Origin of the sequence: Pseudomonas sp. IT-232MI5, assembly GCF_949767845.1 — a bacterium.
GTDB lineage: Bacteria > Pseudomonadota > Gammaproteobacteria > Pseudomonadales > Pseudomonadaceae > Aquipseudomonas.
Window position 1 is genome coordinate 80,501 of sequence record NZ_CATKQE010000055.1, and the last position, 24,134, is coordinate 104,634.

The 24,134-nt window shown below is 59.5% G+C and carries 32 protein-coding genes; 7 read left to right on the forward strand and 25 right to left on the reverse strand.

The window, feature by feature from the left end; genetic code table 11:
* The first annotated feature begins 179 nt into the window (after nt 1-179).
* The 4 genes from ACM6JQ_RS21250 (at nt 180) to tsaA (ending at nt 3,216) form a co-directional block, all read left to right on the forward strand.
* Nucleotides 180-890, forward strand: coding sequence for an rRNA pseudouridine synthase (locus ACM6JQ_RS21250; protein ID WP_042704893.1), 711 nt, complete (start codon nt 180-182; stop codon nt 888-890).
* A gap of 72 nt (nt 891-962) precedes the next feature.
* Complete coding sequence (locus ACM6JQ_RS21255) at nt 963-1,433, forward strand: DUF1456 family protein (protein WP_007908719.1); 471 nt, start codon at nt 963-965, stop codon at nt 1,431-1,433.
* A gap of 129 nt (nt 1,434-1,562) precedes the next feature.
* Nucleotides 1,563-2,333 (forward strand): SDR family oxidoreductase, encoded by a 771-nt coding sequence (locus ACM6JQ_RS21260; RefSeq protein ID WP_123374626.1) that lies wholly within the window; start codon nt 1,563-1,565, stop codon nt 2,331-2,333.
* Between the two features lie 175 nt (nt 2,334-2,508).
* Nucleotides 2,509-3,216: a tRNA (N6-threonylcarbamoyladenosine(37)-N6)-methyltransferase TrmO gene (gene tsaA, locus ACM6JQ_RS21265; protein ID WP_095112453.1), complete on the forward strand. Its 708-nt coding sequence runs from the start codon at nt 2,509-2,511 to the stop codon at nt 3,214-3,216.
* A gap of 164 nt (nt 3,217-3,380) precedes the next feature.
* On the opposite strand, the gene fpr is transcribed toward tsaA, so the two are convergent.
* Nucleotides 3,381-4,160 (reverse strand): ferredoxin-NADP reductase, encoded by a 780-nt coding sequence (gene fpr / locus ACM6JQ_RS21270; RefSeq protein ID WP_007908723.1) that lies wholly within the window; start codon nt 4,158-4,160, stop codon nt 3,381-3,383.
* A gap of 133 nt (nt 4,161-4,293) precedes the next feature.
* Here fpr and ACM6JQ_RS21275 point away from each other — a divergent pair, with 133 nt between their 5' ends.
* A complete protein-coding gene (locus ACM6JQ_RS21275; protein ID WP_007908725.1) occupies nt 4,294-5,220 on the forward strand; it encodes a LysR family transcriptional regulator in 927 nt (308 codons plus the stop codon).
* On the opposite strand, the gene ACM6JQ_RS21280 is transcribed toward ACM6JQ_RS21275, so the two are convergent.
* The 3 genes from ACM6JQ_RS21280 to ACM6JQ_RS21290 all read right to left on the reverse strand — a co-directional run bounded on the left by ACM6JQ_RS21280 (nt 5,217) and on the right by ACM6JQ_RS21290 (nt 7,277).
* The gene (locus tag ACM6JQ_RS21280) at nt 5,217-5,579 is read right to left on the reverse strand and encodes a diacylglycerol kinase (RefSeq protein WP_003222276.1); all 363 of its coding nucleotides are present in this window, start codon (nt 5,577-5,579) and stop codon (nt 5,217-5,219) included. The genes ACM6JQ_RS21275 and ACM6JQ_RS21280 overlap by 4 nt on opposite strands.
* 74 nt (nt 5,580-5,653) lie before the next feature.
* On the reverse strand, nt 5,654-6,304 hold the full coding sequence (erdR, locus tag ACM6JQ_RS21285) for a response regulator transcription factor ErdR (RefSeq protein ID WP_007908734.1): 651 nt from the start codon (nt 6,302-6,304) through the stop codon (nt 5,654-5,656).
* 223 nt (nt 6,305-6,527) lie between these two features.
* On the reverse strand, nt 6,528-7,277 hold the full coding sequence (locus ACM6JQ_RS21290; RefSeq protein ID WP_007908736.1) for a tRNA-uridine aminocarboxypropyltransferase: 750 nt from the start codon (nt 7,275-7,277) through the stop codon (nt 6,528-6,530).
* 186 nt (nt 7,278-7,463) lie between these two features.
* Between ACM6JQ_RS21290 and ACM6JQ_RS21295 the strand changes: the two genes are divergently transcribed.
* The gene (locus tag ACM6JQ_RS21295) at nt 7,464-7,889 is read left to right on the forward strand and encodes a PA3611 family quorum-sensing-regulated virulence factor (RefSeq protein ID WP_007908738.1); all 426 of its coding nucleotides are present in this window, start codon (nt 7,464-7,466) and stop codon (nt 7,887-7,889) included.
* Here the strand turns inward: ACM6JQ_RS21295 and ACM6JQ_RS21300 are convergent, their stop codons facing one another.
* The gene (locus tag ACM6JQ_RS21300; protein ID WP_007908740.1) at nt 7,890-8,084 is read right to left on the reverse strand and encodes a hypothetical protein; all 195 of its coding nucleotides are present in this window, start codon (nt 8,082-8,084) and stop codon (nt 7,890-7,892) included.
* 351 nt (nt 8,085-8,435) lie between these two features.
* Between ACM6JQ_RS21300 and ACM6JQ_RS21305 the strand changes: the two genes are divergently transcribed.
* Nucleotides 8,436-9,554: a TIGR00730 family Rossman fold protein gene (locus tag ACM6JQ_RS21305; protein ID WP_123374624.1), complete on the forward strand. Its 1,119-nt coding sequence runs from the start codon at nt 8,436-8,438 to the stop codon at nt 9,552-9,554.
* Nucleotides 9,555-9,609: 55 nt separating this feature from the next.
* On the opposite strand, the gene recX is transcribed toward ACM6JQ_RS21305, so the two are convergent.
* The 20 genes from recX to ACM6JQ_RS21405 all read right to left on the reverse strand — a co-directional run bounded on the left by recX (nt 9,610) and on the right by ACM6JQ_RS21405 (nt 24,131).
* Nucleotides 9,610-10,080, reverse strand: coding sequence for a recombination regulator RecX (gene recX, locus ACM6JQ_RS21310; RefSeq protein ID WP_095112456.1), 471 nt, complete (start codon nt 10,078-10,080; stop codon nt 9,610-9,612).
* Between the two features lie 8 nt (nt 10,081-10,088).
* A complete protein-coding gene (recA, locus tag ACM6JQ_RS21315; protein WP_007908746.1) occupies nt 10,089-11,144 on the reverse strand; it encodes a recombinase RecA in 1,056 nt (351 codons plus the stop codon).
* A gap of 83 nt (nt 11,145-11,227) precedes the next feature.
* Entirely contained in the window at nt 11,228-11,728 is a 501-nt protein-coding gene (locus ACM6JQ_RS21320; protein ID WP_414894640.1) for a CinA family protein, read from the reverse strand.
* Nucleotides 11,729-11,795: 67 nt separating this feature from the next.
* Nucleotides 11,796-12,314 (reverse strand): lysis system i-spanin subunit Rz, encoded by a 519-nt coding sequence (locus ACM6JQ_RS21325; protein WP_414894641.1) that lies wholly within the window; start codon nt 12,312-12,314, stop codon nt 11,796-11,798.
* Nucleotides 12,293-12,859, reverse strand: a complete 567-nt coding sequence (locus ACM6JQ_RS21330) for a glycoside hydrolase family 19 protein (protein WP_007908750.1) — start codon at nt 12,857-12,859, stop codon at nt 12,293-12,295. Before ACM6JQ_RS21330 ends, ACM6JQ_RS21325 begins: the two co-directional genes overlap by 22 nt.
* 37 nt (nt 12,860-12,896) lie before the next feature.
* A complete protein-coding gene (locus ACM6JQ_RS21335) occupies nt 12,897-13,151 on the reverse strand; it encodes a hypothetical protein (RefSeq protein WP_007908751.1) in 255 nt (84 codons plus the stop codon).
* A complete protein-coding gene (locus tag ACM6JQ_RS21340; protein WP_414894642.1) occupies nt 13,151-14,311 on the reverse strand; it encodes a hypothetical protein in 1,161 nt (386 codons plus the stop codon). Before ACM6JQ_RS21340 ends, ACM6JQ_RS21335 begins: the two co-directional genes overlap by 1 nt.
* Nucleotides 14,312-14,320: 9 nt before the next feature.
* Complete coding sequence (locus ACM6JQ_RS21345) at nt 14,321-14,752, reverse strand: phage tail assembly chaperone (RefSeq protein WP_414894643.1); 432 nt, start codon at nt 14,750-14,752, stop codon at nt 14,321-14,323.
* A gap of 2 nt (nt 14,753-14,754) precedes the next feature.
* Nucleotides 14,755-15,492, reverse strand: a complete 738-nt coding sequence (locus ACM6JQ_RS21350) for a hypothetical protein (RefSeq protein ID WP_095112466.1) — start codon at nt 15,490-15,492, stop codon at nt 14,755-14,757.
* Nucleotides 15,493-15,530: 38 nt separating this feature from the next.
* Nucleotides 15,531-15,998 carry a phage tail assembly chaperone gene (locus ACM6JQ_RS21355; RefSeq protein ID WP_095112467.1) on the reverse strand — a complete coding sequence of 156 codons (468 nt, stop codon included), beginning with the start codon at nt 15,996-15,998 and terminating at the stop codon, nt 15,531-15,533.
* Nucleotides 15,998-16,924, reverse strand: coding sequence for a hypothetical protein (locus ACM6JQ_RS21360; protein ID WP_414894644.1), 927 nt, complete (start codon nt 16,922-16,924; stop codon nt 15,998-16,000). The genes ACM6JQ_RS21355 and ACM6JQ_RS21360 overlap by 1 nt, the downstream gene beginning before the upstream one ends.
* A gap of 22 nt (nt 16,925-16,946) precedes the next feature.
* On the reverse strand, nt 16,947-17,513 hold the full coding sequence (locus ACM6JQ_RS21365) for a tail fiber assembly protein (protein WP_095112469.1): 567 nt from the start codon (nt 17,511-17,513) through the stop codon (nt 16,947-16,949).
* A gap of 7 nt (nt 17,514-17,520) precedes the next feature.
* Nucleotides 17,521-18,618, reverse strand: a complete 1,098-nt coding sequence (locus ACM6JQ_RS21370) for a hypothetical protein (protein WP_007908764.1) — start codon at nt 18,616-18,618, stop codon at nt 17,521-17,523.
* A 138-nt stretch (nt 18,619-18,756) separates the two neighbouring features.
* Entirely contained in the window at nt 18,757-19,272 is a 516-nt protein-coding gene (locus tag ACM6JQ_RS21375; RefSeq protein ID WP_095112471.1) for a phage tail protein, read from the reverse strand.
* The gene (locus tag ACM6JQ_RS21380; protein WP_095112472.1) at nt 19,269-20,426 is read right to left on the reverse strand and encodes a phage tail protein; all 1,158 of its coding nucleotides are present in this window, start codon (nt 20,424-20,426) and stop codon (nt 19,269-19,271) included. The genes ACM6JQ_RS21375 and ACM6JQ_RS21380 overlap by 4 nt, the downstream gene beginning before the upstream one ends.
* 13 nt (nt 20,427-20,439) lie before the next feature.
* Nucleotides 20,440-21,039 (reverse strand): YmfQ family protein, encoded by a 600-nt coding sequence (locus ACM6JQ_RS21385; RefSeq protein WP_095112473.1) that lies wholly within the window; start codon nt 21,037-21,039, stop codon nt 20,440-20,442.
* Entirely contained in the window at nt 21,027-22,073 is a 1,047-nt protein-coding gene (locus tag ACM6JQ_RS21390; protein WP_123374611.1) for a baseplate J/gp47 family protein, read from the reverse strand. The genes ACM6JQ_RS21385 and ACM6JQ_RS21390 overlap by 13 nt, the downstream gene beginning before the upstream one ends.
* On the reverse strand, nt 22,063-22,461 hold the full coding sequence (locus ACM6JQ_RS21395) for a phage GP46 family protein (protein ID WP_007908772.1): 399 nt from the start codon (nt 22,459-22,461) through the stop codon (nt 22,063-22,065). The genes ACM6JQ_RS21390 and ACM6JQ_RS21395 overlap by 11 nt, the downstream gene beginning before the upstream one ends.
* Nucleotides 22,461-22,970 (reverse strand): phage baseplate assembly protein V, encoded by a 510-nt coding sequence (locus ACM6JQ_RS21400; RefSeq protein WP_007908773.1) that lies wholly within the window; start codon nt 22,968-22,970, stop codon nt 22,461-22,463. Before ACM6JQ_RS21400 ends, ACM6JQ_RS21395 begins: the two co-directional genes overlap by 1 nt.
* Before the next feature lie 114 nt (nt 22,971-23,084).
* A complete protein-coding gene (locus ACM6JQ_RS21405; protein ID WP_007908774.1) occupies nt 23,085-24,131 on the reverse strand; it encodes a phage baseplate assembly protein in 1,047 nt (348 codons plus the stop codon).
* Nucleotides 24,132-24,134 lie beyond the last annotated feature (3 nt).

Sequence of the window (24,134 nt, forward strand, 5' to 3'; positions counted from 1 at the left end):
CCCCCTGTGGGAGCTGGCTTGCCAGCGATGCAGACGCCTCGGTCTGACAGATGCACCGAGGTGATGCCATCGCTGGCAAGCCAGCTCCCACAGGGAATACGGACACCGTGAAAATGGAACCGGACTTAACCGGCGCCACACAGGTACAATGCCCACCCCTTTTTTGTTACGGCCCTGTCATGACTGACCCGATTCGCCTCTCCAAACGCCTCATCGAACTGGTCGGTTGCTCCCGCCGGGAGGCCGAGCTGTTCATTGAGGGCGGCTGGGTCACCGTGGACGGCGAAGTGATTGACGAGCCGCAATTCAAGGTCGGCGACCAGAAGGTCGAGCTCGACAAGGACGCCAAGGCCACTGCGCCGGAGCCGGTGACCATCCTGCTCAACGCCCCTGCCGGCATGGACGTTGAAACCGCCATGCAATCGCTGAGCGCCGAAACCCTCAGCGAAGAACACCGATTCAGCAAGCGCCCGTTGCGCGGGCACTTCCTGCGCCTGACCGCCAGCGCCGACCTGCAAGCCAAGGCCAGCGGCCTGCTGGTGTTCACTCAGGACTGGAAAATCCTCCGCAAGCTCACCGCCGACGCCGCGAAGATCGAGCAGGAATACGTGGTCGAGGTCGAAGGTGACATGGTCGCTCACGGCCTCAACCGTTTGCAGCACGGCCTGACCCACAAGGGCAAGGAGCTGCCGCCGGTCAAGGCCAGCTGGCAGAACGAAAACCGTCTGCGTTTCGCCATGAAAAATCCGCAGCCCGGCATCATCGCCCAGTTCTGCGAAGCGGTCGGCCTGAAGGTCATCGGCATCCGCCGCATCCGTATCGGCGGTGTCTCGATCGGCAAAGTCCCGGTCGGCCAATGGCGCTACCTGTCCGGCAAAGAGAAGTTCTAAGACTTCCACTGCCGCCACACATTCCGGTAGCGCGCCCGCGTGCTGCCCACAACGCTTATCAGGATGACTCACATGATTCATAACGACGTATTGCGCAGCGTGCGCTACATGCTCGACATCAGCGACAAGAAGGTTGTCGAGATCATCAAACTCGGCGGCATGGAAGTCGCGCTCGCCGACGTGGTGACCTGGCTCGACAAGAAAGAAGAAGACGAAGAAGGTTTCGTGCGCTGCCCGGACGAAGTCATCGCGCACTTCCTCGACGGTCTGGTGATCTTCAAGCGTGGCAAGGACGAAAGCCGTCCGCCGCAGCCGATCGAAGTGCCGGTGACCAACAACATCATTCTGAAAAAACTGCGCGTGGCCTTCGAATTGAAAGAAGACGACATGCACGCGATTCTCAAGGCTGCCGAGTTCCCGGTGTCCAAGCCTGAGCTGAGCGCACTGTTCCGCAAGGTTGGTCACACCAACTATCGCCCGTGCGGCGACCAGTTGCTGCGCAACTTCCTCAAGGGTCTGACCCTGCGCGTTCGCCCGGCCTGATCCCCTTCTGCGGTGGCGACTGATGGTCGCCGCCGCAACGCATGATTGTTCATTCCCTCCAGAAATAATGGCTCCGCTTCGTGCGGCTGACGACTAGGGTGTACTGATCCCTAATCCTCAGGACTCGCCATGCACCCGTATTTCTCCCTGCAAGGCCGCACCGCTCTGGTGACCGGCGGCACCCGTGGTATCGGCAAGATGATCGCCAAGGCCTTTGTCGAGGCTGGTGCCCGGGTCTATGTCTGCTCGCGCGATGCCGAAGCCTGCCATCAAACGGCTGAAGAACTCAGTGTCCTGGGCAAATGTCATGGCATCGCCGCGAATCTGGCGACGGAAGAAGGCGTACAGGAGCTGGCCGCGCGCCTGGGTGAGCAGATCACGCATCTGGATATTCTGGTGAACAACGCCGGCACTACTTGGGGCGCGCCGCTGGAGAGCTATCCGGTCAAGGGCTGGGAGAAGGTCATGCAGCTCAACGTGACGTCGGTGTTCAGTTGCATCCAGCAATTCCTGCCGCTGTTGCGCAAAGCTGGCTCAGCGGCGAATCCGGCGCGGATTATCAACATTGGTTCGGTGGCGGGGATTTCTTCGTTTGGTGAGCAGGCGTATGCCTACGGGCCGAGTAAAGCCGCCCTGCATCAATTGTCGCGGATTCTGGCGCGGGAGCTGGTGAGCCAGCACATCAACGTCAATGTGATCGCACCGGGGCGGTTTCCGAGCAAGATGACTCAGCATATTGGTAATGATGAGAAGGCGCTGGCTGAGGATACGGCTTTGATTCCGATGAAGCGTTGGGGGCGGGAGGAAGAGATGGCGGCGCTGGCGATCAGTCTGGCGAGTACGGCTGGGGCTTATATGACCGGGAATATTATTCCGCTGGATGGCGGGTTCAGTCTCTGAGATCGGCGGTGCGGCCTTCGCTGGCAAGCCAGCTCCCACAGGTTTTTGTGGTGTACTTGGATTATGTAGCCACTCGAGAACCCTGTGGGAGCTGGCTTGCCAGCGATGGCGTCAGCCCGGCCACCACCAGACTTGAAGCTCGCCGGGTTATCATGCCCACCCTGCCCCGCTTCGAATGCAAACCATGACTTACAGCGTCTCCCCCATCGGCTTCGTGCGCTCCTGCTTCAAGGAGAAATTCGCCATCCCGCGCCAGCCACAACTGGCCCCCGCCGCCCGTGGCGTGCTGGAACTGGTGGCGCCGTTCGATCAGGGTGACGCCGTGCAAGGTCTGGAACAGGTCAGCCATGTGTGGCTGTTGTTCCTGTTTCATCAGGCACTGGAAGACAAACCGCGCCTGAAAGTCCGCCCTCCACGCTTGGGCGGCAACAAGTCCATGGGCGTGTTCGCCACCCGCGCGACTCACCGGCCGAACGGCATCGGTCAGTCAGTGGTGAAACTGGACAAGGTCGAAGCCCATCGGCTGTTCATCTCCGGGATCGACTTGCTCGACGGCACGCCGATTCTCGACATCAAACCCTACGTGCCTTACGCCGACATCATTCCCGAAGCTTCCAACAGCATCGCCAGTGCAGCACCGCAGCTGATTGACGTGCAGTGGACGGACTCAGCACTGAAACAGGCGCACACACACGCTCAGCGCCTTGGCGAACCCTTGGTTGAGCTGATTGAACAGTGCCTGGCGCAGGATCCGCGCCCGGCCTATCAAACCCCGGTGCCTGAGCGTGAATATGGCGCACAGTTCTGGGATCTGGACGTGCGCTGGCATTACCCGACACCGGAGCAGATCCGCGTGCTGGAAGTCATTCCCGCCATGGTCTGAAACCGCGCCCAATGTAGGAGCTGCCGCAGGCTGCGATCTTTTGATTTTGCTCTTCAAAAGCAAGATCAAAAGATCGCAGCCTGCGGCAGCTCCTACAGGGAAATGTTCGGGCATAAAAAAGCCCCCATTGCCTGCAAAGGCAATGGGGGCTTTTTCAGTGGGGCTTACTTCTCGACGAACGCACGCTCGATCAGGTAATCACCCGGCTCGCGCATCCGCGCCGAGATCTTCAGGCCGAAGCTGTCGAGCACTTCGCTGGTCTCGTCGAGCATGCTCGGGCTGCCGCAGATCATCGCGCGGTCGTCCTGCGGGTTGATCGGAGGCAGGCCGATGTCGCTGAACAGCTTGCCGCTGCGCATCAGGTCGGTCAGACGGCCCTGATTCTCGAAAGGCTCGCGGGTCACGGTCGGGTAGTAGATCAGCTTGTCACGCAGCGCTTCGCCGAAGAACTCGTTCTGTGGCAGGTGCTCGGTGATGAATTCGCGGTAGGCGACTTCGTTGACGTAACGCACGCCGTGGACCAGGATCACTTTTTCAAAGCGCTCGTAGGTTTCCGGGTCCTGAATGACGCTCATGAACGGCGCCAGGCCAGTGCCGGTGCTCAGCAGATACAGGTGCTTGCCCGGGTTCAGGTCGTCCAGCACCAGGGTGCCGGTAGGCTTCTTCGAGATGATGATCTCGTCGCCTTCCTTCAAGTGCTGCAGTTGCGAAGTCAGCGGGCCGTCCTGCACCTTGATGCTGAAGAACTCCAGATGCTCTTCCCAGTTCGGACTGGCGATCGAGTAAGCGCGCATAAGCGGGCGGCCGTTGGGCTGTTGCAGGCCGATCATCACGAACTGACCGTTCTCGAAGCGCAGACCCGGATCGCGGGTGCACTTGAAGCTGAACAGAGTGTCGTTCCAGTGATGAACACTGAGGACACGCTCGTGGTTCATGTTGCTCATGTACGTTTGACTCCTGGAGATTGGGTCTGCGCTGGCTTTTGAAGGCGACGGTGCGCAATTGCATCGCATTCTAATAGCGACGACAATATCTGTTAACTGGATTATTAAGATAAGGGTTATCGGTTATATCGATATGCGATTTACTCTCCGTCAACTGCAAGTCTTCGTCGCCGTCGCCCAGCAGGAAAGCGTATCCCGTGCTGCGGGTCTGCTCAACCTCTCGCAGTCGGCCGCGAGCACCTCGATCACCGAGCTCGAGCGCCAATCCAGCTGCCAGCTGTTCGACCGCGCCGGCAAACGGCTGAGCCTCAACGCCCTCGGCAAACAGCTGTTGCCACAAGCGGTGGCGCTGCTCGATCAGGCCAAGGAAATCGAAGACCTGCTCAACGGCAAATCCGGTTTCGGCTCGCTGTCGGTGGGCGCAACGCTGACCATCGGCAATTACCTGGCGACGCTGCTGATCGGCAGTTTCATGCAACGCCACCCGGAAAGTCAGGTGAAGCTGCACGTGCAGAACACTGCCAATATCGTGCAGCAAGTCGCCCATTACGAAATTGATCTGGGTCTAATCGAAGGCGATTGCAGCCACCCGGATATCGAAGTGCAGAGCTGGGTTGAAGATGAGCTGGTGGTGTTCTGCGCGCCGCAGCATCCACTGGCCCAACGCGGTACGGCGACCATGGAGGAGCTGACGCACGAGGCATGGATTCTGCGCGAACAGGGTTCCGGCACGCGGCTGACCTTCGATCAGGCCATGCGTCACCATCGCAGTGCGCTGAATATTCGTCTGGAGCTGGAACACACCGAAGCGATCAAACGCGCGGTGGAATCAGGACTGGGGATTGGCTGCATCTCGCGGCTGGCGCTGCGTGACGCGTTCCGACGCGGCAGCTTGGTGCCGGTGGAGACGCCGGACCTGGATCTGGCCCGACAGTTTTACTTCATCTGGCACAAGCAGAAATACCAGACTTCGGCCATGCGCGAATTTCTCGAGCTGTGCCGCGCTTTCACCGCCGGGGTGCAGCGCAGCGACGAGATCGTTTTGCCGACAATCGCTTAAAGCAGAATCACTGCCCACACCAGCGCAATCATGCTCAGTGCCACGAATTGTGCGGCGCTGCCCATGTCCTTGGCGTTCTTCGACAGCGGGTGCAGCTCCAGCGAAATGCGGTCGATGGCCGCTTCCACAGCCGAATTCAGCAACTCGACGATCAGCGCCAGCAGGCACACGGCAATCAACAGTGCCTGCTCAACGCGGCTGACATTGAGGAAGAACGTCAGCGGAATCAGCACCACATTGAGCAGTACCAATTGGCGAAAGGCTGCTTCACCGGTGAAGGCTGCGCGCAGGCCGTCCAGCGAGTAACCGGAGGCGTTGAGGATGCGTTTCAGGCCGGTCTGGCCCTTGAAAGGTGACATAAAGTAGAAACCAACCAAAAAGGAGTGGGAAAGCTAGAGCAACAAAAGTCAAAAAAGCGTGAAGACGCCAGCCTTTATTGGCTCGGAATTGACTCAAGTTGTTGCAGCAGTAAAGCCGCTTGCGTACGAGTGCGCACATTCAGCTTGCGAAAGATCGCCGTGACGTGGGCCTTGATGGTCGCTTCCGACACACTCAGCTCATAGGCAATCTGCTTGTTCAGCAGGCCTTCGCAGACCATGGTCAAGACGCGGAACTGCTGCGGGGTCAGGCTGGCGAGACCATCGCTGGCGGCTTTGGCTTCATCGGAAACGGCGACTGCCTCGAACGCCTGCGGCGGCCAGAAAACATCGCCATCGAGCACTTTGCGCACGGCCTCCTGAATCACGCTGAGGTCGCTGGACTTGGGGATAAAACCACTGGCGCCGAACTCACGGGATTTGACCATCACCGAAGCTTCTTCCTGCGCCGAAACCATCACCACCGGAATCTGCGGGTACTGCCCGCGCAGCATGACCAAACCGGAAAACCCGAAAGCGCCGGGCATGTTCAGGTCCAGCAGGACCAGATCCCAGTCAGCCTTTTCGGTCAGGCGAGATTCCAGCTCGGCGATGCTCGCCACTTCTACCAGCCGGACGTCCGGGCCAAGGCCCAGCGTCACCGCTTGATGCAGGGCGCTACGAAACAGAGGGTGGTCATCGGCAATCAGGATGTCGTATGTGGCCATTTTTCAAATGATCCTGTTTTTGATGGCAGACCCGGTGCATTCCGGTCTGGCCAAAGCAACTCAAGATGCCGCTTGAAAGCGGTATCTACAGGGGCACGTTCAACGCCAATCAACAGCAAACACGGCGTTTCAAACCTTGGCCGCACCCCAATCGGCGCCAAGCATGCCCAGCGAAGACGGGGTGGTCAAGCAGCACGGCCGCTGGCTTGTACAGTATGGGCCACTATTGGGCCAACTCCGGCTGCGGCTTTCGTATATAGGGCAACAACTCGGCGTGAGCCGGCGTTGACTCATTCATGTCCAGTTGCTGTTTGGCGCCCAGATAATGCTGGCTGAACACGTCAAAATAGGCGTCCAGCGCAGAGGCGGCGTCGCTGTCACCAGCCAGTTCCAGGCACAATGCCGCGACTTCGGCGGTGCACAGGTGCTCACTGCGGGTCGAACGGCGCAAGCGGTAACGCGAGAGTTTGTCGGGCAGCAGACTGAGAATCGGCAAGCGATCAAAATACGGGCTCTTGCGGAAAATCTTCCGCGCTTCGGTCCAGGTCGCATCCAGCAGAATGAACAACGGGCGCTTGCTGCTATCGATCGCGACAGTATTGGTCACTCGCGACGGCTCCACGTATTCGCCGGGAAACACCAGATACGGTTGCCATTGCGGATCATTGAGCAGCGCCAGCATCTGCGGATCAGGCTCGGTACGCGACCAGATAAACGCATGGTTATCGCGCACCACGTCGGCTATCAGCCAACCGGTGTTGCTCGGTTTGAACACTTCCTTGCCGGTCATGATCAGGCACACGCCCGATCGGGTTTCGACACTCGGACGCCAGGCGCACAAACAATGGCTGATGATCACCCGGCAGTCGCGGCAACGCTCGGAGCGAAAGCCACGGGCCTGAATCGGCTTGATGCCCTCGTCCTCGCGCTGATCGCGCAAGCGGGCTACGGCGTTGGGGGCATGATGGGTCACGGGCAACGCCTTACGGCAGGAAAACTCGACACGCACAGCACTCGGCAAGGCTATAAAGGCCGGCAGTTTACCAGAGCGGCGAGTGCAAACCTGTACCGTCCCGACCGGCTCCCCTATAATCCGGCGCCACTGAACGCACAGCCACAGGGCTGGTCGAACCACCAGTCACTGAATCAGGAGAGTTTCATGCTGCGCCTTATCGTTCCTACCGCTGCCATTCTGCTGGCGTCGTCCTTCACCGCTCAGGCTGCATCCCTGAGTGAGCAGAATCTGAACCGAGAGCTGCGCAACGTCGCCGCCCAGAGCAGCGTCGGCACGCCTCGGGCAATCAATGAAGACATTCTTGATCAGGGCTACACCGTTGAAGGCACTCAGTTGATCAACCACCTGAGCGTACAGAAGAGCCACGCCGACAAAATGCGCGCTGACCCTAAAGCCGTGTATTTCCAGTTGGGCGCCTCGGTATGCAACAACCCGTCGTACCGCAAGCTGATGGCCAAGGGCGCGATCATGCGTTACGACTTCACGGAAGTGAAAACCAACAAAGCGATCGGCTCCGCCAGCTATCAGGAATCGGATTGCCCGAAAGCCGCCCCGGCGAAGAAGAAGTAACTATCGCGAATTGGCGCGCCGCTGTTCATCCTCGGCGCGCAGTTCAGCCAGCAAAGCCTGTAAATAGTGCGAACGACGCTCGCCACCCGCCAACCGCCGGCAGCACTCCTCTTCGAGACTGAGTTGATTGGTCTCGGCTGATGCCTTCAACATCCGATACAACTGCGTATCGATCTCCAGAATCACTCTGGCCATGTGTCCCGCCTCCTTGCCACCCGCAAATCCTTGAATCGCGTGCACCTTGCGTACGGTTATTGACCTAAAGCTGTCGTAAGGCGCCTGTACGTTAGTTAATCAGAGGGTTTGCCATTCGGTGCACGTTCGGACGAGCGGTGAAGCAACGCGCGGAAAATCAACAAACGATTGCCAGCCAAAACTTTACGGCGCAATGATCAAGTCAGCGCAAATGCGCGCAAGGGTCTAGATTCAGAGTATTCCCGATCATTTTTCAACGGCAGACAAGGAACTGCCGATCGTGTGTTTTTTGCAGCGCGGCACTGACGCCGCTCGTCAGGGCCATCCGCTCTGTGCAGAAGGAGACGTTGAATGCCTTACCAACCGAATGACCTCTTGAGCCGTCATTTTCAGGAAAGCGGTCCCGACCTCATCAGTAAGGTCGAAGAACAACTCAACCGTGTTTCACCCAACAGCCCGAATATCCCCATCTACCGCGACATGATCCTGACCGTGCTGCGCATGGCCCAGGAAGACCATAACCGCTGGAATGCCAAGATTACCTTGCAAGCCCTGCGCGAACTGGAGCAGGCGTTTCGGGTCCTGGAGCAGTTCAAAGGCCGACGCAAAGTCACGGTATTCGGTTCGGCGCGCACGCCGGTCGAGCATCCGCTGTATGCGATGGCCCGTGAACTCGGCGCGGCGTTGACCCGCTCGGGGATGATGGTCATCACTGGCGCCGGGGGCGGCATCATGGCTGCCGCGCATGAAGGTGCCGGCCGCGATCACAGTCTCGGCTTCAACATCACCCTGCCCTTCGAGCAGCATGCCAATCCTACGGTGGACGGCACCGGCAATCTGTTGCCGTTTCACTTCTTCTTCACGCGCAAACTGTTTTTCGTCAAAGAAGCCGACGCGCTGGTCTTGTGCCCGGGCGGTTTCGGCACGCTGGATGAAGCGCTGGAAGTGCTGACATTGATCCAGACCGGGAAAAGTCCATTGGTGCCGGTGGTGCTGCTGGATGCGCCGGGCGGCACATTCTGGCAAGGCGCGATGGACTTCATTCGCCAGCAACTGGAGGAAAACCATTACATCCTGCCGACCGATATGAGACTGATGCGTCTGGTTTACACCGTTGAGGAAGCGGTGGAACAGATCAACCAGTTCTACAGTAACTTCCACTCCAGCCGCTGGCTCAAGCGCCAATTCGTGATTCGTATGAATCACAAGCTCAGCGATCAGGCGCTGGCGCACATGCAGGAAGCGTTCGCCGATTTGTGCCTGAGTGATCAGTTTCATCAACACGCCTACGCCGGCGAGGAACACGATGAAGCACAGTTCAGCCATCTGGCACGACTGGCCTTCGCTTTCAATGCCCGAACGCACGGGCGTCTGAGGGAGTTGATCGATTACATCAATCTGCCGGAAAACTGGGCCGATTCAAAACCGCAAACAGCGCAACGCAGCCGCGAGCCGTCAAAGGCAATTTGAAGGCAAAAAAAAACGGCCCGCTATTTTCATAGCGGGCCGTTTTTATTGAAGCGGTTTAATCGTCCATGCCGCGACCGCTGAACAAGCGGTTGATCATCTCCATCGAGAACCCCCGATACGCCAGAAACCGGCCTTGCTTGGCCCGTTCTTTCGCATCAATCGGTAAATGCCCGGAGAACTTCCGGCGCCAGGTTTCCTGAAGTTGCTCCTGCCAGCTGATACCGCTTTCGCGCAGGGCGAGTTCGATATCGGCGCGCTGCAAACCGCGCTGGCTCAGTTCCTCACGAATCCGCAGAGGGCCATAGCCGGAGCGGGCGCGGTAGGAAACAAAGCTTTCAAGGTAACGGGCTTCGGAAAGCAGCCCCTCTTCCGTCAAACGGTCGAGGGCTGTTTCGATCATCTCCGCTTCAGCGCCGCGCTGACGCAGTTTGCGCGTCAGCTCGACTCGACCGTGCTCGCGGCGTGCGAGCAGGTCCATGGCGGTTCGCCGCACAGCGACGAGGGTATCGAGTACGGCGGTGGTCATCGCTGCAATCAGATATCAGCGTCGGCCAGGTCGTCTTCAGTCTCTTTGACTGCAGAAGCCTTGGAATCGATCACTGCAGGCGTCAGCAGTTTGTCACGCAGTTGCTTCTCGAGCTTCGCGGCGATTTCCGGGTTGTCTGCCAGGAACTTGGCCGAGTTGGCCTTGCCCTGACCGATCTTGGTGCCTTCGTAGGCGTACCAGGCGCCGGACTTCTCGACGAAACCGTGGAGCACGCCCAAGTCGATCATCTCGCCGTTGAGGTAGATGCCTTTGCCGTAAAGAATCTGGAACTCGGCCTGACGGAACGGCGAAGCCACCTTGTTCTTCACAACCTTGACGCGGGTTTCGCTGCCGACCACTTCGTCGCCTTCCTTCACCGCGCCGGTACGGCGGATGTCGAGACGAACCGAAGCATAGAACTTCAGCGCGTTACCACCGGTGGTGGTTTCCGGGCTACCGAACATCACGCCGATCTTCATACGAATCTGGTTGATGAAGATCACCAGGCAGTTGGCGTTCTTGATGTTACCGGTGATTTTACGCAGCGCCTGGGACATCAGACGGGCTTGCAGGCCCACGTGCATGTCACCCATTTCACCTTCGATTTCGGCCTTCGGTACCAGTGCAGCCACGGAGTCGACGATGATCACGTCAACAGCGTTGGAGCGCACCAGCATGTCGGTGATTTCCAGCGCCTGTTCGCCGGTGTCCGGCTGCGACACCAGCAGGTCGTCGACGTTGACGCCCAGCTTGCCGGCGTACTCAGGGTCGAGGGCGTGTTCGGCGTCGACGAATGCGCAGGTCGCGCCGGCTTTTTGAGCCTGGGCGATCACGGACAAGGTCAGTGTGGTTTTACCGGAGGATTCAGGACCGTAGATTTCAACGATACGGCCTTTTGGCAGGCCGCCAATGCCGAGCGCGATGTCCAGACCCAGAGAGCCAGTCGAGATAGCCGGGATCGCCTGACGGTCTTGATCGCCCATACGCATCACGGCACCCTTGCCGAATTGACGTTCGATCTGACCCAGGGCCGCAGCCAAGGCTTTCTTCTTGTTGTCGTCCATTAAAGTCCTCACGTAATCAATAAGGCCTGACGGCCAACACCTGTATAAGTAGCCAGTATTATTCCACAGCGTTCGCGGATCGCCTACCCCTGATTTTCGATTTCTCGTGCCGCTAGTCGCAGGAGCCCCTCTAGCGCGGCCTTCACCGTTTGTCGGCGGACTTCATCGCGGTTACCGGGGAAGTGCTGAACCTCACTGGTGACCGTTTCGCCAACACCCCAGGCCAGCCACACAGTGCCCACCGGTTTGTTCGGTGAACCACCGTCCGGCCCGGCCACACCACTGACGGCTACGGCAAATCGCGCCAGACTTTTGTCCTGGGCACCACGCACCATCGCCTCAACCACCTCGCGACTGACCGCACCCACCGACTCGAACAATTCACCCGACACATTCAATTGCTGGGTTTTCTGTCGATTGGAATACGTGACATAGCCCGCCTCGAACCACGCCGAACTGCCCGGGATCCGCGTGATGGCTTCGGCGATCCCGCCACCGGTACAGGACTCAGCGGTGGTGACGTGGGCATTGAGCAGTTGCAGACGTCGGCCAAGGTCGGCAGCCAGTTGAGTGATCTCTTTCACGGCGTGCTCCGGATCGTGTGGAATGCCTCCACCGTACACGAGCCGGTTGCGCTTTCAATACACAGACTCATTCAAAATGTTCGGGCGCGAGCGCTCTGACATACGCCTGACACGCCTGCAAGGCGATCAGTCCACGGTCGCCGGTGTCGGTGATGGCGATAATTCGTTGAGCATGCGCCGGGTCAAGTCGGGCGCGTACGGTTGCATGATCCACGTTGCCGGCGCCGGCGGTGGCTGGCACGTTGCAGCCTGGGGCAACGTCGCTGGCGTCGAGAAGGACTGACAGGCGCACATCAGCAGTGGCAAGACGATCGCGCAGGCGATCCTGATCACGTTGGGCATCGCTCAGCGCTCGGTAATGGGTTTGTTCACTGGCCGCGAGCCGTTGCTCCAGCGCCAGGCGTTTATCCTGCTCAGCCTGCTGCGCGGCGGCGGCGGTCTGCGTCAGTTGATTGAGGGTTTCGGCGTTTAACCGGGCCTGCTCGGCCAATTGCCGTTCGTAGCGCCCCCCCTGAAACTGCCAGGCCGCAGCAAAAGCACCAGCGGCCAGCAATAAGATGCCGATCACTCGCCAGGGGATTGGCATAGCACTGCCCTCGCCCGCGCCCAGATTTCCAGGCGATCCTGCAAGCCGTTCAACCCGCCGTTGATTCGCCGGGTGATGGTGTTGAACTGATCGCGATCGGCCAGTTCATTCAAGCCGTTCTGCTCCCAGAACCATGCCGCGGACTCGGCAGCCCATTGTGGCTGTTCGAGCAGTTCGGGCAGGGACAACAGACGTTCATCACCGAACAGGCCAACGCTGCACTGGCGATAGTTGCTGCGACCAGTGATCTGGATCAGTCCGCGACCACGATACTTCTGCCCGTCGCCATCGGCCTCCGGAGTATTGCCCAGACGTAAAGCCAAAGTGCCGGTGTCGTATTTGCTCAGGTATTGGTTGTTGCCAAGTTCCCGCACATAGCGCAGTTGCCCGGACTCGTGCCCGACCTGCGCGAGGAACGCCGCGACGCGTTTGGGCGAGTCGATATGACGGCGCGCCATCGCGCTGTTGAGTGCAGAAACAAAAACGCCCGCTTGGGAGCGGGCGTTCGGCATGATGTCGATAAGGTTGCTTTCAGTTATTTGCATAATGCTTGATCCTCCCTGGATATTGCCCCCGATTGAATCATGGTTGGCGGCCAATGCCCGTCAGCCATTTTTTTGCCAGAGTTTTCAGCGTGCTGTCCGGTGCAAGTTCTTCGGGCACGTCGAACACCCAACCGAGGGTACCGAAGTGGGCGGTCCAGTCGATTTGCGGTACCGGAGTGATTTCAGTGATGTCGACCCAGAGCAGATCCGGATGAAACATCTCGGCCATATTGCCATCGGTGGAGAACAGCTCGACCACGGTGCTGTTGAAGATGCGTGCGTAGGTTTTCATCAGGCGTACTCGTAGATGATCACAACACCGGGGGCGCCTGCTGCACCCGGTCTGCCCGGCTGGTTGGTGGCGTTAGCAATCCCGCCCGCGCCTGAGCCATAACCTGAACCGGGCGCAGCCACACTCAATGCGACACTGCTCGCATAACCACCACTGCCAAGAGGCGAGTTTGCGCCATGCCCGGCAAGTGTTGATCCGGTGAGGCACATCCCTGGGTTACCGGCCGCACCCGCCGAATTGATAATGTTGCCTCCAGTTGAGGCTTGGCTGGGAAAACCACCCACATACAAGCCGAATCCAGGAAGCGTGAGCGGGGAACTCCAGGGAGAACCTCCACCACCGGTGGCCGAAGCCAGTGAGCCAAGCGAACTTGTTCCACCACTTCCCCCGCCTACGCCAACAGCACCCGCCGCGCCGCCCGCCCCAACCGTAATGATTTGGCTCTGCCCGATCGCGGCAGATGATAACCAGGCTTGTGCGTAGCTACCGGAAGCGCCACCGCCTGTAAGGGAAACCTGGGTAGAGTTCGTCGCACCGATTCCCGAGCTGCCACCACCTCCGCCGACGATGGTGACCAATACGTTCTTCATTCCCACTGACGGCACATAGTTGCCGGATACGGTAAACGTCTTTACCCCCAACAACCGGCCGCTCGCAGCACTACCACCGCTCGCATACACCAGCACCCAACTGTCCAGCGCCGCGCTATACACCACCGAACACACACTGCTGCCGACAATCTCCGCTGGCCGCAACGCACTCAGCCCAAGGCTCAATAGCGGCCGGGGCATCAACCCGTTCGGTGCAAACGTACTCGCCCCGGTATTGGCATTACCGGCAGTAAAGCGCAGCGCCAATCCGTCCTTCAGTGCGGTGACGGCAGGCACATAATTGGCCATGTAGAGATTGGCCGCGCCGATGTCAGTGGCATGTTTGTCTTCACCTGCCTGACTGAGCTTTTTCATCGCTTGCAACAACTGGGTTGCGTCGGCTTCGCTCGGCTCAAGGCCGGCTGATTTGACGACGTTCAACAATTCATCGGTAACGCTGTTGCCCCAGGTCGCAGGGATCAACGATCCGGGCAATCCCGCGACGACGTCTTCATTGACGAATTTGCCATTCACCAGCCCGACGCTGGGAACGCTTTTTGGATAATCCATGTCGATTCCTCAGCCATTGACCTGTCGCAAACCGTCAAGCCAGTCAGGTTCGACCGGGCGCGAACGGGCATCGGGGAAGTCCGGATGATTGGGCCAGTCGCGCAGCGCCTGCCGGTAGGCGAGGAGCTCTTTGAACTCCTCGGTACGCAAGGTTGTGCCCTCGCCCATTTCCAGTTCTTCGGCATCGCGAAGGACCAGCCATTGAGTACGATCCAGAACCTTGTCGCGCCAGAACTTTTCTGTGACATCGGTGGTTTGTCCAGCCAATACCACCCGCTCTGGACGCCCTTTAGCGTTCAGTGAAAGAACTGTCCCTGCGGGAGCATTAGAGACCAGCGCGCAATACTCGCCCTCGCTCAACGCAAACGCGTCAGCAGGGATGTTCGCACCGTGTAGATCTGAATGATAAAAGCCAGAAGTTTGCGGAGAGAAATAATACATATTCAGTACCCTATACCGATTACGCGAGCAGCAATGGAGCCTGTCGGATAATCAGGACAGCGAACATTGATGCCCGCCAGCCGACTGATCGTCGCGTTGTTCCAGACCAGTAAAGTTGCCGATGAAGTACCCTCATGGGTAGCGACTGCGAGAAATAATGCGTTGGGAAACATCAATGGCCATGGGTTTACATCGCCATAATTACTATTGCCTGCCTGGCTGGCACTGCCACTGATCCATTGGATAATGACGCCACCCATCCACGAAGGAAAAACAACATAACCTGATGCCCCTAACCTAACCATGAACCCGAGTCTGAGCTTTTTAGGGGTCACAATAGATGTGTCACTGACACCGGCGTTGACCTCTGCCTGAGAGGCGATTTTTGCGGTTCCTACGAGGGACTCTGTGGCCTGTTGCACTTTTTTCGCAATGGCTTGAAAGACTCTTGACGGCGTCATCAACCGTGTAGTGCTGGTGCCGGATTCGGCTTCGTCCTGACTGGCAAGACTCTCGCTTTGCTTCCTCGCTATAAGCGTATCAATGGCCGCTTTTAGTTGAGTGTTATCACTTTCATCAGCGGCCGCTCCTGAGCCTTTGATGACTTCCAGAATTTCCTGCGTAACGGCATTTCCCCAACTTGCCGGAATCAACGAACCCGGCATTCCAGTGAGAGGGTTTTCATCAACAAACCTGCCATTCACCAGGCCGGCGCTGGGAATATTTTTTGGGTAGTCCATCAATCTTCTCCATATTTTCAAAGCATCAACAAAACGTCTCAGGCAGAAACGCCGACCATCCACTCGGGTGCAGCCGGACGGAAAACCACTTCCGGGAAATGGCTGGAATCAGGCCAGTCGCGCAGCGCTTGTCGGTACTCGAGCAGTTCCAGGTATTGCGCAGCCTTGAGCAAGGTTCCGCGCCCCAGTTCCTGCTCATCGCGATGGCGAGTGACCAGCCATTCAGTCGCAGAAAGGGATGCCTGACGCCAGCTACGTTCGGCTGTCGAAGGCGCTTGATCTGCAACAACCGACGCCTGGAGGATCACCGGACTTTCCTGCGCGGGCAGTGGGTCGGCAGCTGTCGGCATCTCACTGATCGGTGCGCCGATCTCGACCGCCTGATCATCCGGCACTCGCACCATCGACTCGACAAAGGACGGTGCAAACAGTTGGCTGATTGCGTAGTCACCCGTGTCGATTCGTTCGACGACTACGCCGTTTTCGATCCGTGCATAAACGGCCATTACTCGTACTCCCAGATTTCACAGAAAGCGTTACCGCCAACACCGCTAAGGACAGAGGCGGACGCACTGGTCGAACAAGAACCACTGCCACCCGAGCCTCGGACGCCTGCGAAACCCGGATTGTTTACGCCCCTGTACGGGCCGCCACCGTCAAACGGACTCGCCGCTCCGCCTCCGGAGAGCATTCCCCAATTACCGTTGAACATTGCGTAGCCACCGGTGTGCCCCCGAGCATTGGCAAGGTTGCCGCCCACGGCGTCTTGACCTCCAGTGCCACCCTGAACGTACCCCGAGGAAGAGGTTGTCGTATCGATGGTCAGGATCTGTGCACCGCCGCCTCCTGTAACGCTCATGTAAGAGCCGAAGGAAGCCCCACCACCTGCCAGGCCCATCGAAGCGCTGGCAGCTCCACCGGCCCCCAAAGAAACGGGTACGCCGGCAAGCATCTGGGGCGTCACGTCATACAGACTCTCCGCATAGGCCCCCGATCCGCCGCCGCCACCGAGACGTAGGTTCCCGGAGGCGACAGGTGCACAACCGCCGCCAGATCCACCGCCCCCCACCAGTCGAACACGAATACGTTTGGCCTTGGGGTTAGGCTTGTAAACCGTGATCCCGACCGCTTCGAACTGCCTGACTGCCAACAACCGTCCCACCGCATCGGTGATGCCATAGCCGGCCAACGTGGTTGGGGTATTTTTCAGTTTGTTGAAGTCGACCAGTGCGCCGATTGCGCTGGCTAATTGATCGGTTCTGGCTTCATCCGGCGTTAATCCGGCAGCCTTGATCGCGTTGAGAATTTCTTGCGTGACGCTGTTGCCCCACGCAGCGGGAATCAACGATCCCGGTGTTCCGGCGAGCGGGTTTTCATCGACGAAGCCGCCGTTGACCAGCCCGACCCCGGGAATACTTTTTGGATAATCCATTGCACTGCTCCCTGTGCTGAATTCAGTTGGCTAAGGATGTGCCGGGTGCGACCGGCCAGGTAATTTCATCGGGGAAACCGGCCTGTTTTTCGATGCGGTTCAGCTCGACGCTGTAGAGCTTCCATTCGATCAGCAGCAGTTGTTCGTCATGGCTGGCATCGCCGATGTCTTCGGCGTATTGCAGGGGCGCGATGCGCAGCACCGCATCGCGAAGCAACGCGTCGCGTTGAACGAGGACGATGCGTTTGCGATCCGCCAGTTGCGCGGCCTCATCGACCTGCCAGGCGTTGCCCAACCAGACGTGAAAGCCACCCGGAAAAGGCAACCGGGTGAAGCCCTCCGGCAATTCGCCAAGCGCGTTCCAGGTTTCCCGAATGCCTGTGTCAGTGCGATAGACATCCCCACGACAATCGATCTGCTGTTGCAACGAACCTTTGTTATAGGCCCAGGCAAACCCCTCAGGCGCAGGGGAGAGTTCGATGCTCAGCGTCACAGCATTGCTTGGCAGTTGCAGACCGATCCCGGGCACCAGCGGAAACTCGACAGGCCCGGTCAATGCACCGCTGTCATCTATCAAATAATTGAACATGTGCACCTCAGATAAATTTGATTCGCGCGGGATAGGCGATGTTTCGCGGTCGGGTTTCGCCAGCGAAATTGCCGATATTGCCGATGTAGGCATCATTGTCGAATGCTGGGTTGGGATAGGTCGTTGCCACCGTTGCTGAAGTCGGTAAAAAATTGACGTTGGTGGTAACGTCCCAGGCGGTATCCGGAATCGCTGGAGCAGGCTTGAATGTCGCCCCGGTTCCCGTCGGCAGATAATGGTTGTGGCTTTGCAAGGCGTGCATTTGCAGACTGCCTATTACACGTCCAGCATCAACGCTTCTGCTCTCACTCAGCACCCGCAAAAACTCACCCCGAATCTCGGGAATTCGAAAGTTCGAAGCGCCATCGCCACTGGTCCAGCCACCTTCTCTGCCCGCTCGGGCCGCTTCGGTCGTCAGTGCCCCGGACGCCTGAGCAAAATCCCACAGCCACGGCCATTCGGCGCGCTTGAACAGATCACCGTTGGGAACGCCATAACCTCCCGGGTTAAGCGTTGTGGTGGTCTCCAAAAACGGGCGTCCCAAGGCGGTATTGTCGAAGCGTCCTATCGGCCACCAGCTCCCGGCTCCGTCACTGCGCAGATGCCACCAGTCACCTCCCCCCATCAACACCAGAAACGGATAACCGCTGGCCGACAAGTAGGTGTGAAAGCGAATCCTGTCGGTGCCGGATGCTTGAACAACGAGGCGATTGCCGCTGTTGTCGACACGACGAAGAATCACATCGCGTACACCCAGAGAAACATCCGCCGGAGGTAAAGTCAGGGTCACGGGGGCGGGACTGCCATCGATCAAAACAAGTCCGAGTTCCTGCTCAGTCAGTGACTTGGAAGCTGCAAGCCGGGTAATCACCGAGCGCATCGGACTGGCATTACTGACAATCGACTGAATCGCCTTGAATAGCTGGCTGGTATCCGCCTCGGAGGCCACCAACCCACCGCCGCTGATCACACTCAGAATTTCCTGAGTGACACTGTTGCCCCACACCGCCGGAATCAACGATCCCGGCGTACCCGCCACTGGGTTTTCATCAACGAAGCGGCCATCAACCAAGCCGACGCTGGGGACGCTTTTTGGATAATCCATAGGTTATTCGTTCCTTTGAAATGACAAATGACCAGCGTCGACACGGCGTTTTCTGCGTGCCTGCGAGGGTCTGTTTTCTGAAAATAAAAAGCCCACATTGAAGTGGGCTTGGGTGACGCTGAACGGAGGCTTTTCGGCTTAGTTGGAAAGGCCGCTGGCCAGCTCGCGAATGGCGACCAAAGCTTCCTCACCCGCGCTGCGCGCCAGATCCATGTTGCCCTTGGCGGCCTGTGCGCGAATTTGCGCTTTGGCTTTCAGGCGCAGCGTACGCAGCGCCAGCAGATGGTCGGTCAGTTGATCGGCCTTGCTCAGAATCTGCTCGGCGGCCTGTTTGGCCGTGCGCCCTTTGACAACCCACGCGGCGACTGACAGCGGCACTTCCTTTTTCGGGTAACCGGCGTCCTGATAAGCCTGCGCGTCAGCGGCGGCTTGGGCGTACTCCAAGGCTTTGAGGGGGTCGCCGGCCAGCGCGGTGCGGATGTTGTCGGCGGTGGCGTCGACTTTGGTACACAGACGTTCAGTTTCCTGCTCGTTCAGCACAGCCTGCTTATCGCCGTTCACGACCCACTTCTCACCGTCCCAGTCATGGGCGGCAGAAGGTTGAGGAAGGCGCATTTCGCCGTCGAACTGATGAAGTTCCTGAATCACGATCATCGAATAAGCTCCCACGACAGTTGGACGTTCACGGCATCTGCAAAGTTGATCGCAATCCCGACGCTGTAGTCGGTGACAGGGTGGCTCTTGATGCCCATGCTGAGTAACAGCTCATCACTGTCGGCGTTCGACTGACCAAGGTTGTGTTCTGCCTGATAGCACTGCCACAACGAGCGCAGATTGGCATGGTCGAAACTGGCGGCCAGCGTTGAAACCGTCACGTCGTTAACGATGTTGTTGGTAAACAACACACAAGGGGAAACCGTTGCCGGGTTCCAGCCCCCGGGGTTGTTGGAACTTCCCGCAATAATGGGCGAAAGGAAGCAATAGTTACCGCCCGCCCATCCCGTTGACGGAAAGGCGACCGACGTCACTGCCGTCGAGGACGGCGTTGGATTGCCGGCAACCAATCGGGCAGAACGTGCGTGCGGATCCAGCGGCAGGAAAATCGCGCCGGTCCCGTTGACGGTCTGGGTCCAGGTCAAGCGGGCACGGTTGTAAATCGTTCGCACCGTCGGCACCGAACCCGGTGCGCCGGTCACGACCCAGGCCAGGCACATGTCCAGTGCCGTTGACTGGAACCCACCACCGGCGGCACCGTTTACCGTTCCTTTCAACGACTCGGGCGTCACGTCATGAATGTTGCCACGCTGCACGTAGAACGTCAGCGCACCACCGGAAACTTGCGCGCGCAGAAAGTAATGGCTGCTGGGCAACAGATCCACGCTGCTCCAGGCCGATGTCACAAAAGTGCGCGAGCGGCCCAACTGGCCATTCACCACTTCCTGCCCCAGGCTGATAAACGTACCCGCCGCGATCGAAACCTTGCCACCGCTGGTAGCGGCAGCTGCCGGGCTGACCGTCAGCCGGCCATCGGCAGTGGCTACCGTTGGTAGCGGCAACGCCACCAGTGGCAACGCCAGATCCTGATTCCAGCCCTTGGCCGTCACCGATTGAATCGCCTGCAACAGCTGATCGTATTTCTTCTCGTCCGGCGTCAGCCCGGCCGCATTGATCACATTGAGAATTTCCTGCGTAACTCCATTCCCCCAGTCCGCCGGAATCAGCGACCCCGGGGTTCCGGTCATCGGGTTCTCATCGACAAACTTCCCGTTCACCAAGCCGGCGCTGGGAACACTGTTCGGATAATCCATGGCTCATGCCTCCCTAGTCATAATTGATGTGCACCTTGGTATGCGCCGGGGCGCTGCGGTGGATCAGGCATTCCAGCGCCGAGCCCGGGTTGACGCCAAAACGCTCGCCCCAGTAGCTCGCGCCGTAACGCCGGCCGAGCAGCAAGCGGCCGCCGGTGTTGAGCGTCCACATGAACTGCGCTTCCCACGTGCCCCAATGCGCCGAGCCAAAACGCGAGCGGCCCATGCGTGGGGCTTCGAGTTCGGTGATGGTCGCGTTGGGGTAGCCCTGGCTTTTGGCGATGTCGAGGTAGTAACCGACAGCCTGGCTGCCGACCGCGAGCAAGCGCCGGCGTACGGCGAGGCGGCGGTCGTCGAACAGCGGCGTGGCGCCCAGGCACGGATCGGGCAGGTTCATCACCCGCTCCCAGTCCGGCACCAGTTCGCTGACGCCGGCCGGGTCCATCTCGTTGAGCAGGTCAGCGGCGCGGGCATCGAGGCGGGCCAGTTCGACGGCGACGCCTTGCAGCACTTCTTCGAGTTCCGGTACACGCTCCGGGTCCCACGCCGGGCCACTGGGCAGCAAGGCGCGCAGTTGCGCCTGATATTGCGCGGCGGTTCTTATGCCCCCCATACGCAACCTCCGAAGGTGAGCAGTTCGCTTTGCCCGGCAGGCACGTCAACGGCCGGCGCGGTCAGGGTGTGATCGTACTCACCACCGGCGCTGCTGATGGCTTCGCGGATATGGCTGATCAGCAGCGGCACACCCAGGTCGGCCTCGCGGTTGTGCAGGTCGCGCAACTGCGCTTCAACGGCGGCGCGCACAGCGGTGGTGTCCGGATTGACGCTCTTGAAGCGATACACCACCGGCACTTGAATCGGCCGCTGTACGTGCACTTCCGCAGTCACCGGACGCAGCGGTTCGATGTACGCCTGAACCTCCGCCAATTGCTCATCGTTGGGCACCGGTTGCGGGTCTTCATCACGCATGATGAACACCGTCACCGTGCCTGGCCCGAGCAAGCCACCACGACACCAGGCGCGCGTTACGCCCGGCACTTCCAGCGCCCAGGTCTCGTAATCACTGGCCGAGCCGCCATGGGGAATGACGCGGTAGGAACGAATCACCCGCGAGCGCAGCGACTCCAGACTTTCCCGTGCCACGCCGCCGCTGAGCCCCGGCGCCAGCACGACAAAACTGGTGCCGACCACACCGGTAATTGGCTGCACCGGTGTCAGCGCCAGACCGGCGTCGGCATTACCGAGGCTGCCGGCATCCAGCGCGGCGATGGTAGTGGTGTTGCTGCCATTGACCGTGGTGCGCGCGGCGGTGACTTTGTAGGTGCGACCGTCGTTCGATTGCAGCAACGTGTCGACGTCCAGCACTGCTCCGGCAGTGGCGGTAAAACTGACGCTGCCGCTGGCGACTTGCGCGGGTTTGCGCGGTTGATTCAGACGCAGTGCGGCGATGCGCTCCAGGGTCGATTCATCGGCCTTGTCCGGCAGGATCTGCTCGGCAATCCAGTCGAGATAACCGTACAAACCATAAGCCGCGCCACCGAGGGTACGGGCCAGCACTTGCGCATCGGACTGGCGCAGCGAATCGCCGGCCAGGTCGCTTTGGGTGCGCTTGATCAGCACCGGCAGCGAAGGGGTTTCAAACGGCATAGATCACCTGCCAACTGTTATCGGGGTTGATGTCCAGACGTTCGCCGTCAGCCAGGGTCAGGACCGTGCGCAGGTTCAGGCGCTGGGCGTCGAGGCGTTCGCTGATGATGTCGATGGCGCTGCAGTGGCCGTCGTCGATCAGCCATTGCAAGGCTTCGCGGGCATAGAACTCGGCGTCCATCTGCGTTTGTCGGGTCAGCTTGACCCGGCGCAACAGCCACAGCCGCGAGCCGATGCGGTCGTCGGCAACGGTGGGAAACGTGTCGCCCCACCAGCCGAAACGCTCGTCGTCGTCGAGGGCGTCGTCATCGGCGGCGCGGCGCCAGGTGAACAGGCTGATGAGCACGGCGCGGGTCAGCGCGGCGTGGAGGTTTGGGCTGATCAGCATCACTTGCCTCCTGCCGGCGCGCCGGTCTGGCCGTTGCCGGCCTGTACGCCGACATGCACGTGGTTGATCTGGCTGATGCCACCGGCGAGCTGATCGCCGCTGGAGACGATCTTGCCGGTCTGATTGATCACTGGCGTATCGAAGTTCACCGCGCTGCTGGCGCGGATGTTCAGCGTGGCGGTTTCGATATCGATGATCCGCCCGCGCTTGAAATGAATCTTGTCGCCCTCGTCGGTGTAGATCGCCACTTCACCAGCGGCCAGCGCTTGCAAGCGATAGCGGCGGTCGGCGATGACCAGGGCGATGGCATGGGATCGGTCACCGCCGATGAAGGTGACGACGCCCTCGGCGCCGGCCAGCGGATGGCTGGTGAAGCCGTAGGGTTCGAAATGTTCCATGTCGTCGTTCACTTCACCGGCGGTGAGGCGCATTTGCAGCGATTGCAGCTTGGATGCCGAATTGGCGAGCACGACAGTGCCGCGCGCCAGCAGGCGTGTCAGTAGGCTCATGCTTGGTTCCTGTAAGAAACGGGCCGAGGTCAAAAGATCGCAGCCTTCGGCAGCTCCTACATAAGATCGGCGTACACCTGTAGGAGCTGCCGAAGGCTGCGATCTTTTCCGGGCCTATGAGGTTGTTTTAGGAGGGCTGGGATTGGCATCGAAGGTGTGCGGCGGGGCCATTTGCAGGGTGGTCACCGAGCCTTGCGCCGACAGCGAATAAGTGACCTTGGAAATCAGCATGTCGCCATCAAACCCAAGCACCGGATCCGTGACTTTGACCAGCGTGTTGTGCCGCCAAAGATCACCGTTGGCCTGGCGCCAGCCCTGCACCTGATACGTGGTGGTCTGCGCCCGCCCCATACGGGTGGCGCTTTCCCACTGGGCGCGTTGCTGGGCCAGTTCGAACGTCAGCGCGGTGCCCTCGTTGATGATCGTGGTGCGTCGACGTTTGAAGCTCAGATCGGTCGCGCTGGATTCAACCTCGCTGACTGCCGCCCCGCTCTTCTTGTCCGAACCTTTTTGCTGGCCGATCACCCGGTATTCGGAGAACACCTGGCTGTAATCCATCGACGCGCTGGCGGACAAAATATTCTTGCCCAGCTCCAGCGCATCACTGGCCCGCCCACCGCTGCCCGGCTTGGCCAGCACCAGCCGGCCCTGCTCGTCATCGGTGGAAAATACCCGCAGCAGCGAGAGCAAACGGTCGATCGACTGAAACACCGTTTCACCCGGCACGATCGTGTGTTTGGTCAGCCGCGCGGTCTCGGGAATTTCATTGACCACCATCAGCCCGTACTCCATCGCCAGCGCCTGAACGATGCTCAGCAGCGGTTGTTCCTGCCACTGGTTCGGCGTGTTCCTGGCGGCGCAATCGACCAAATCCTGGGTCTTGGAACTGCCCTCGATGGTCAGGCTGATCTGGCGTCCGTCATAGCGGATCGGCGCCTTGAACACATAGCCGGTGAGCACCAGGTCCTGGCCGATTTTCACTTCGCAGGGGTCACCCGGCTTGATCCGCTGGTCCACCGTCTGCCCCGGCCACTGCCAGGTGATGTCAAGTTTGAAAGTGCGGAACTGGCGCTCCAGATCAGCGGTGATTTCCACGTTTTTCCAGCCGCCGTATTCCATGTTGTTGACGGTCAACGTGACGCGGTTATCCATCTCGCTCATGGC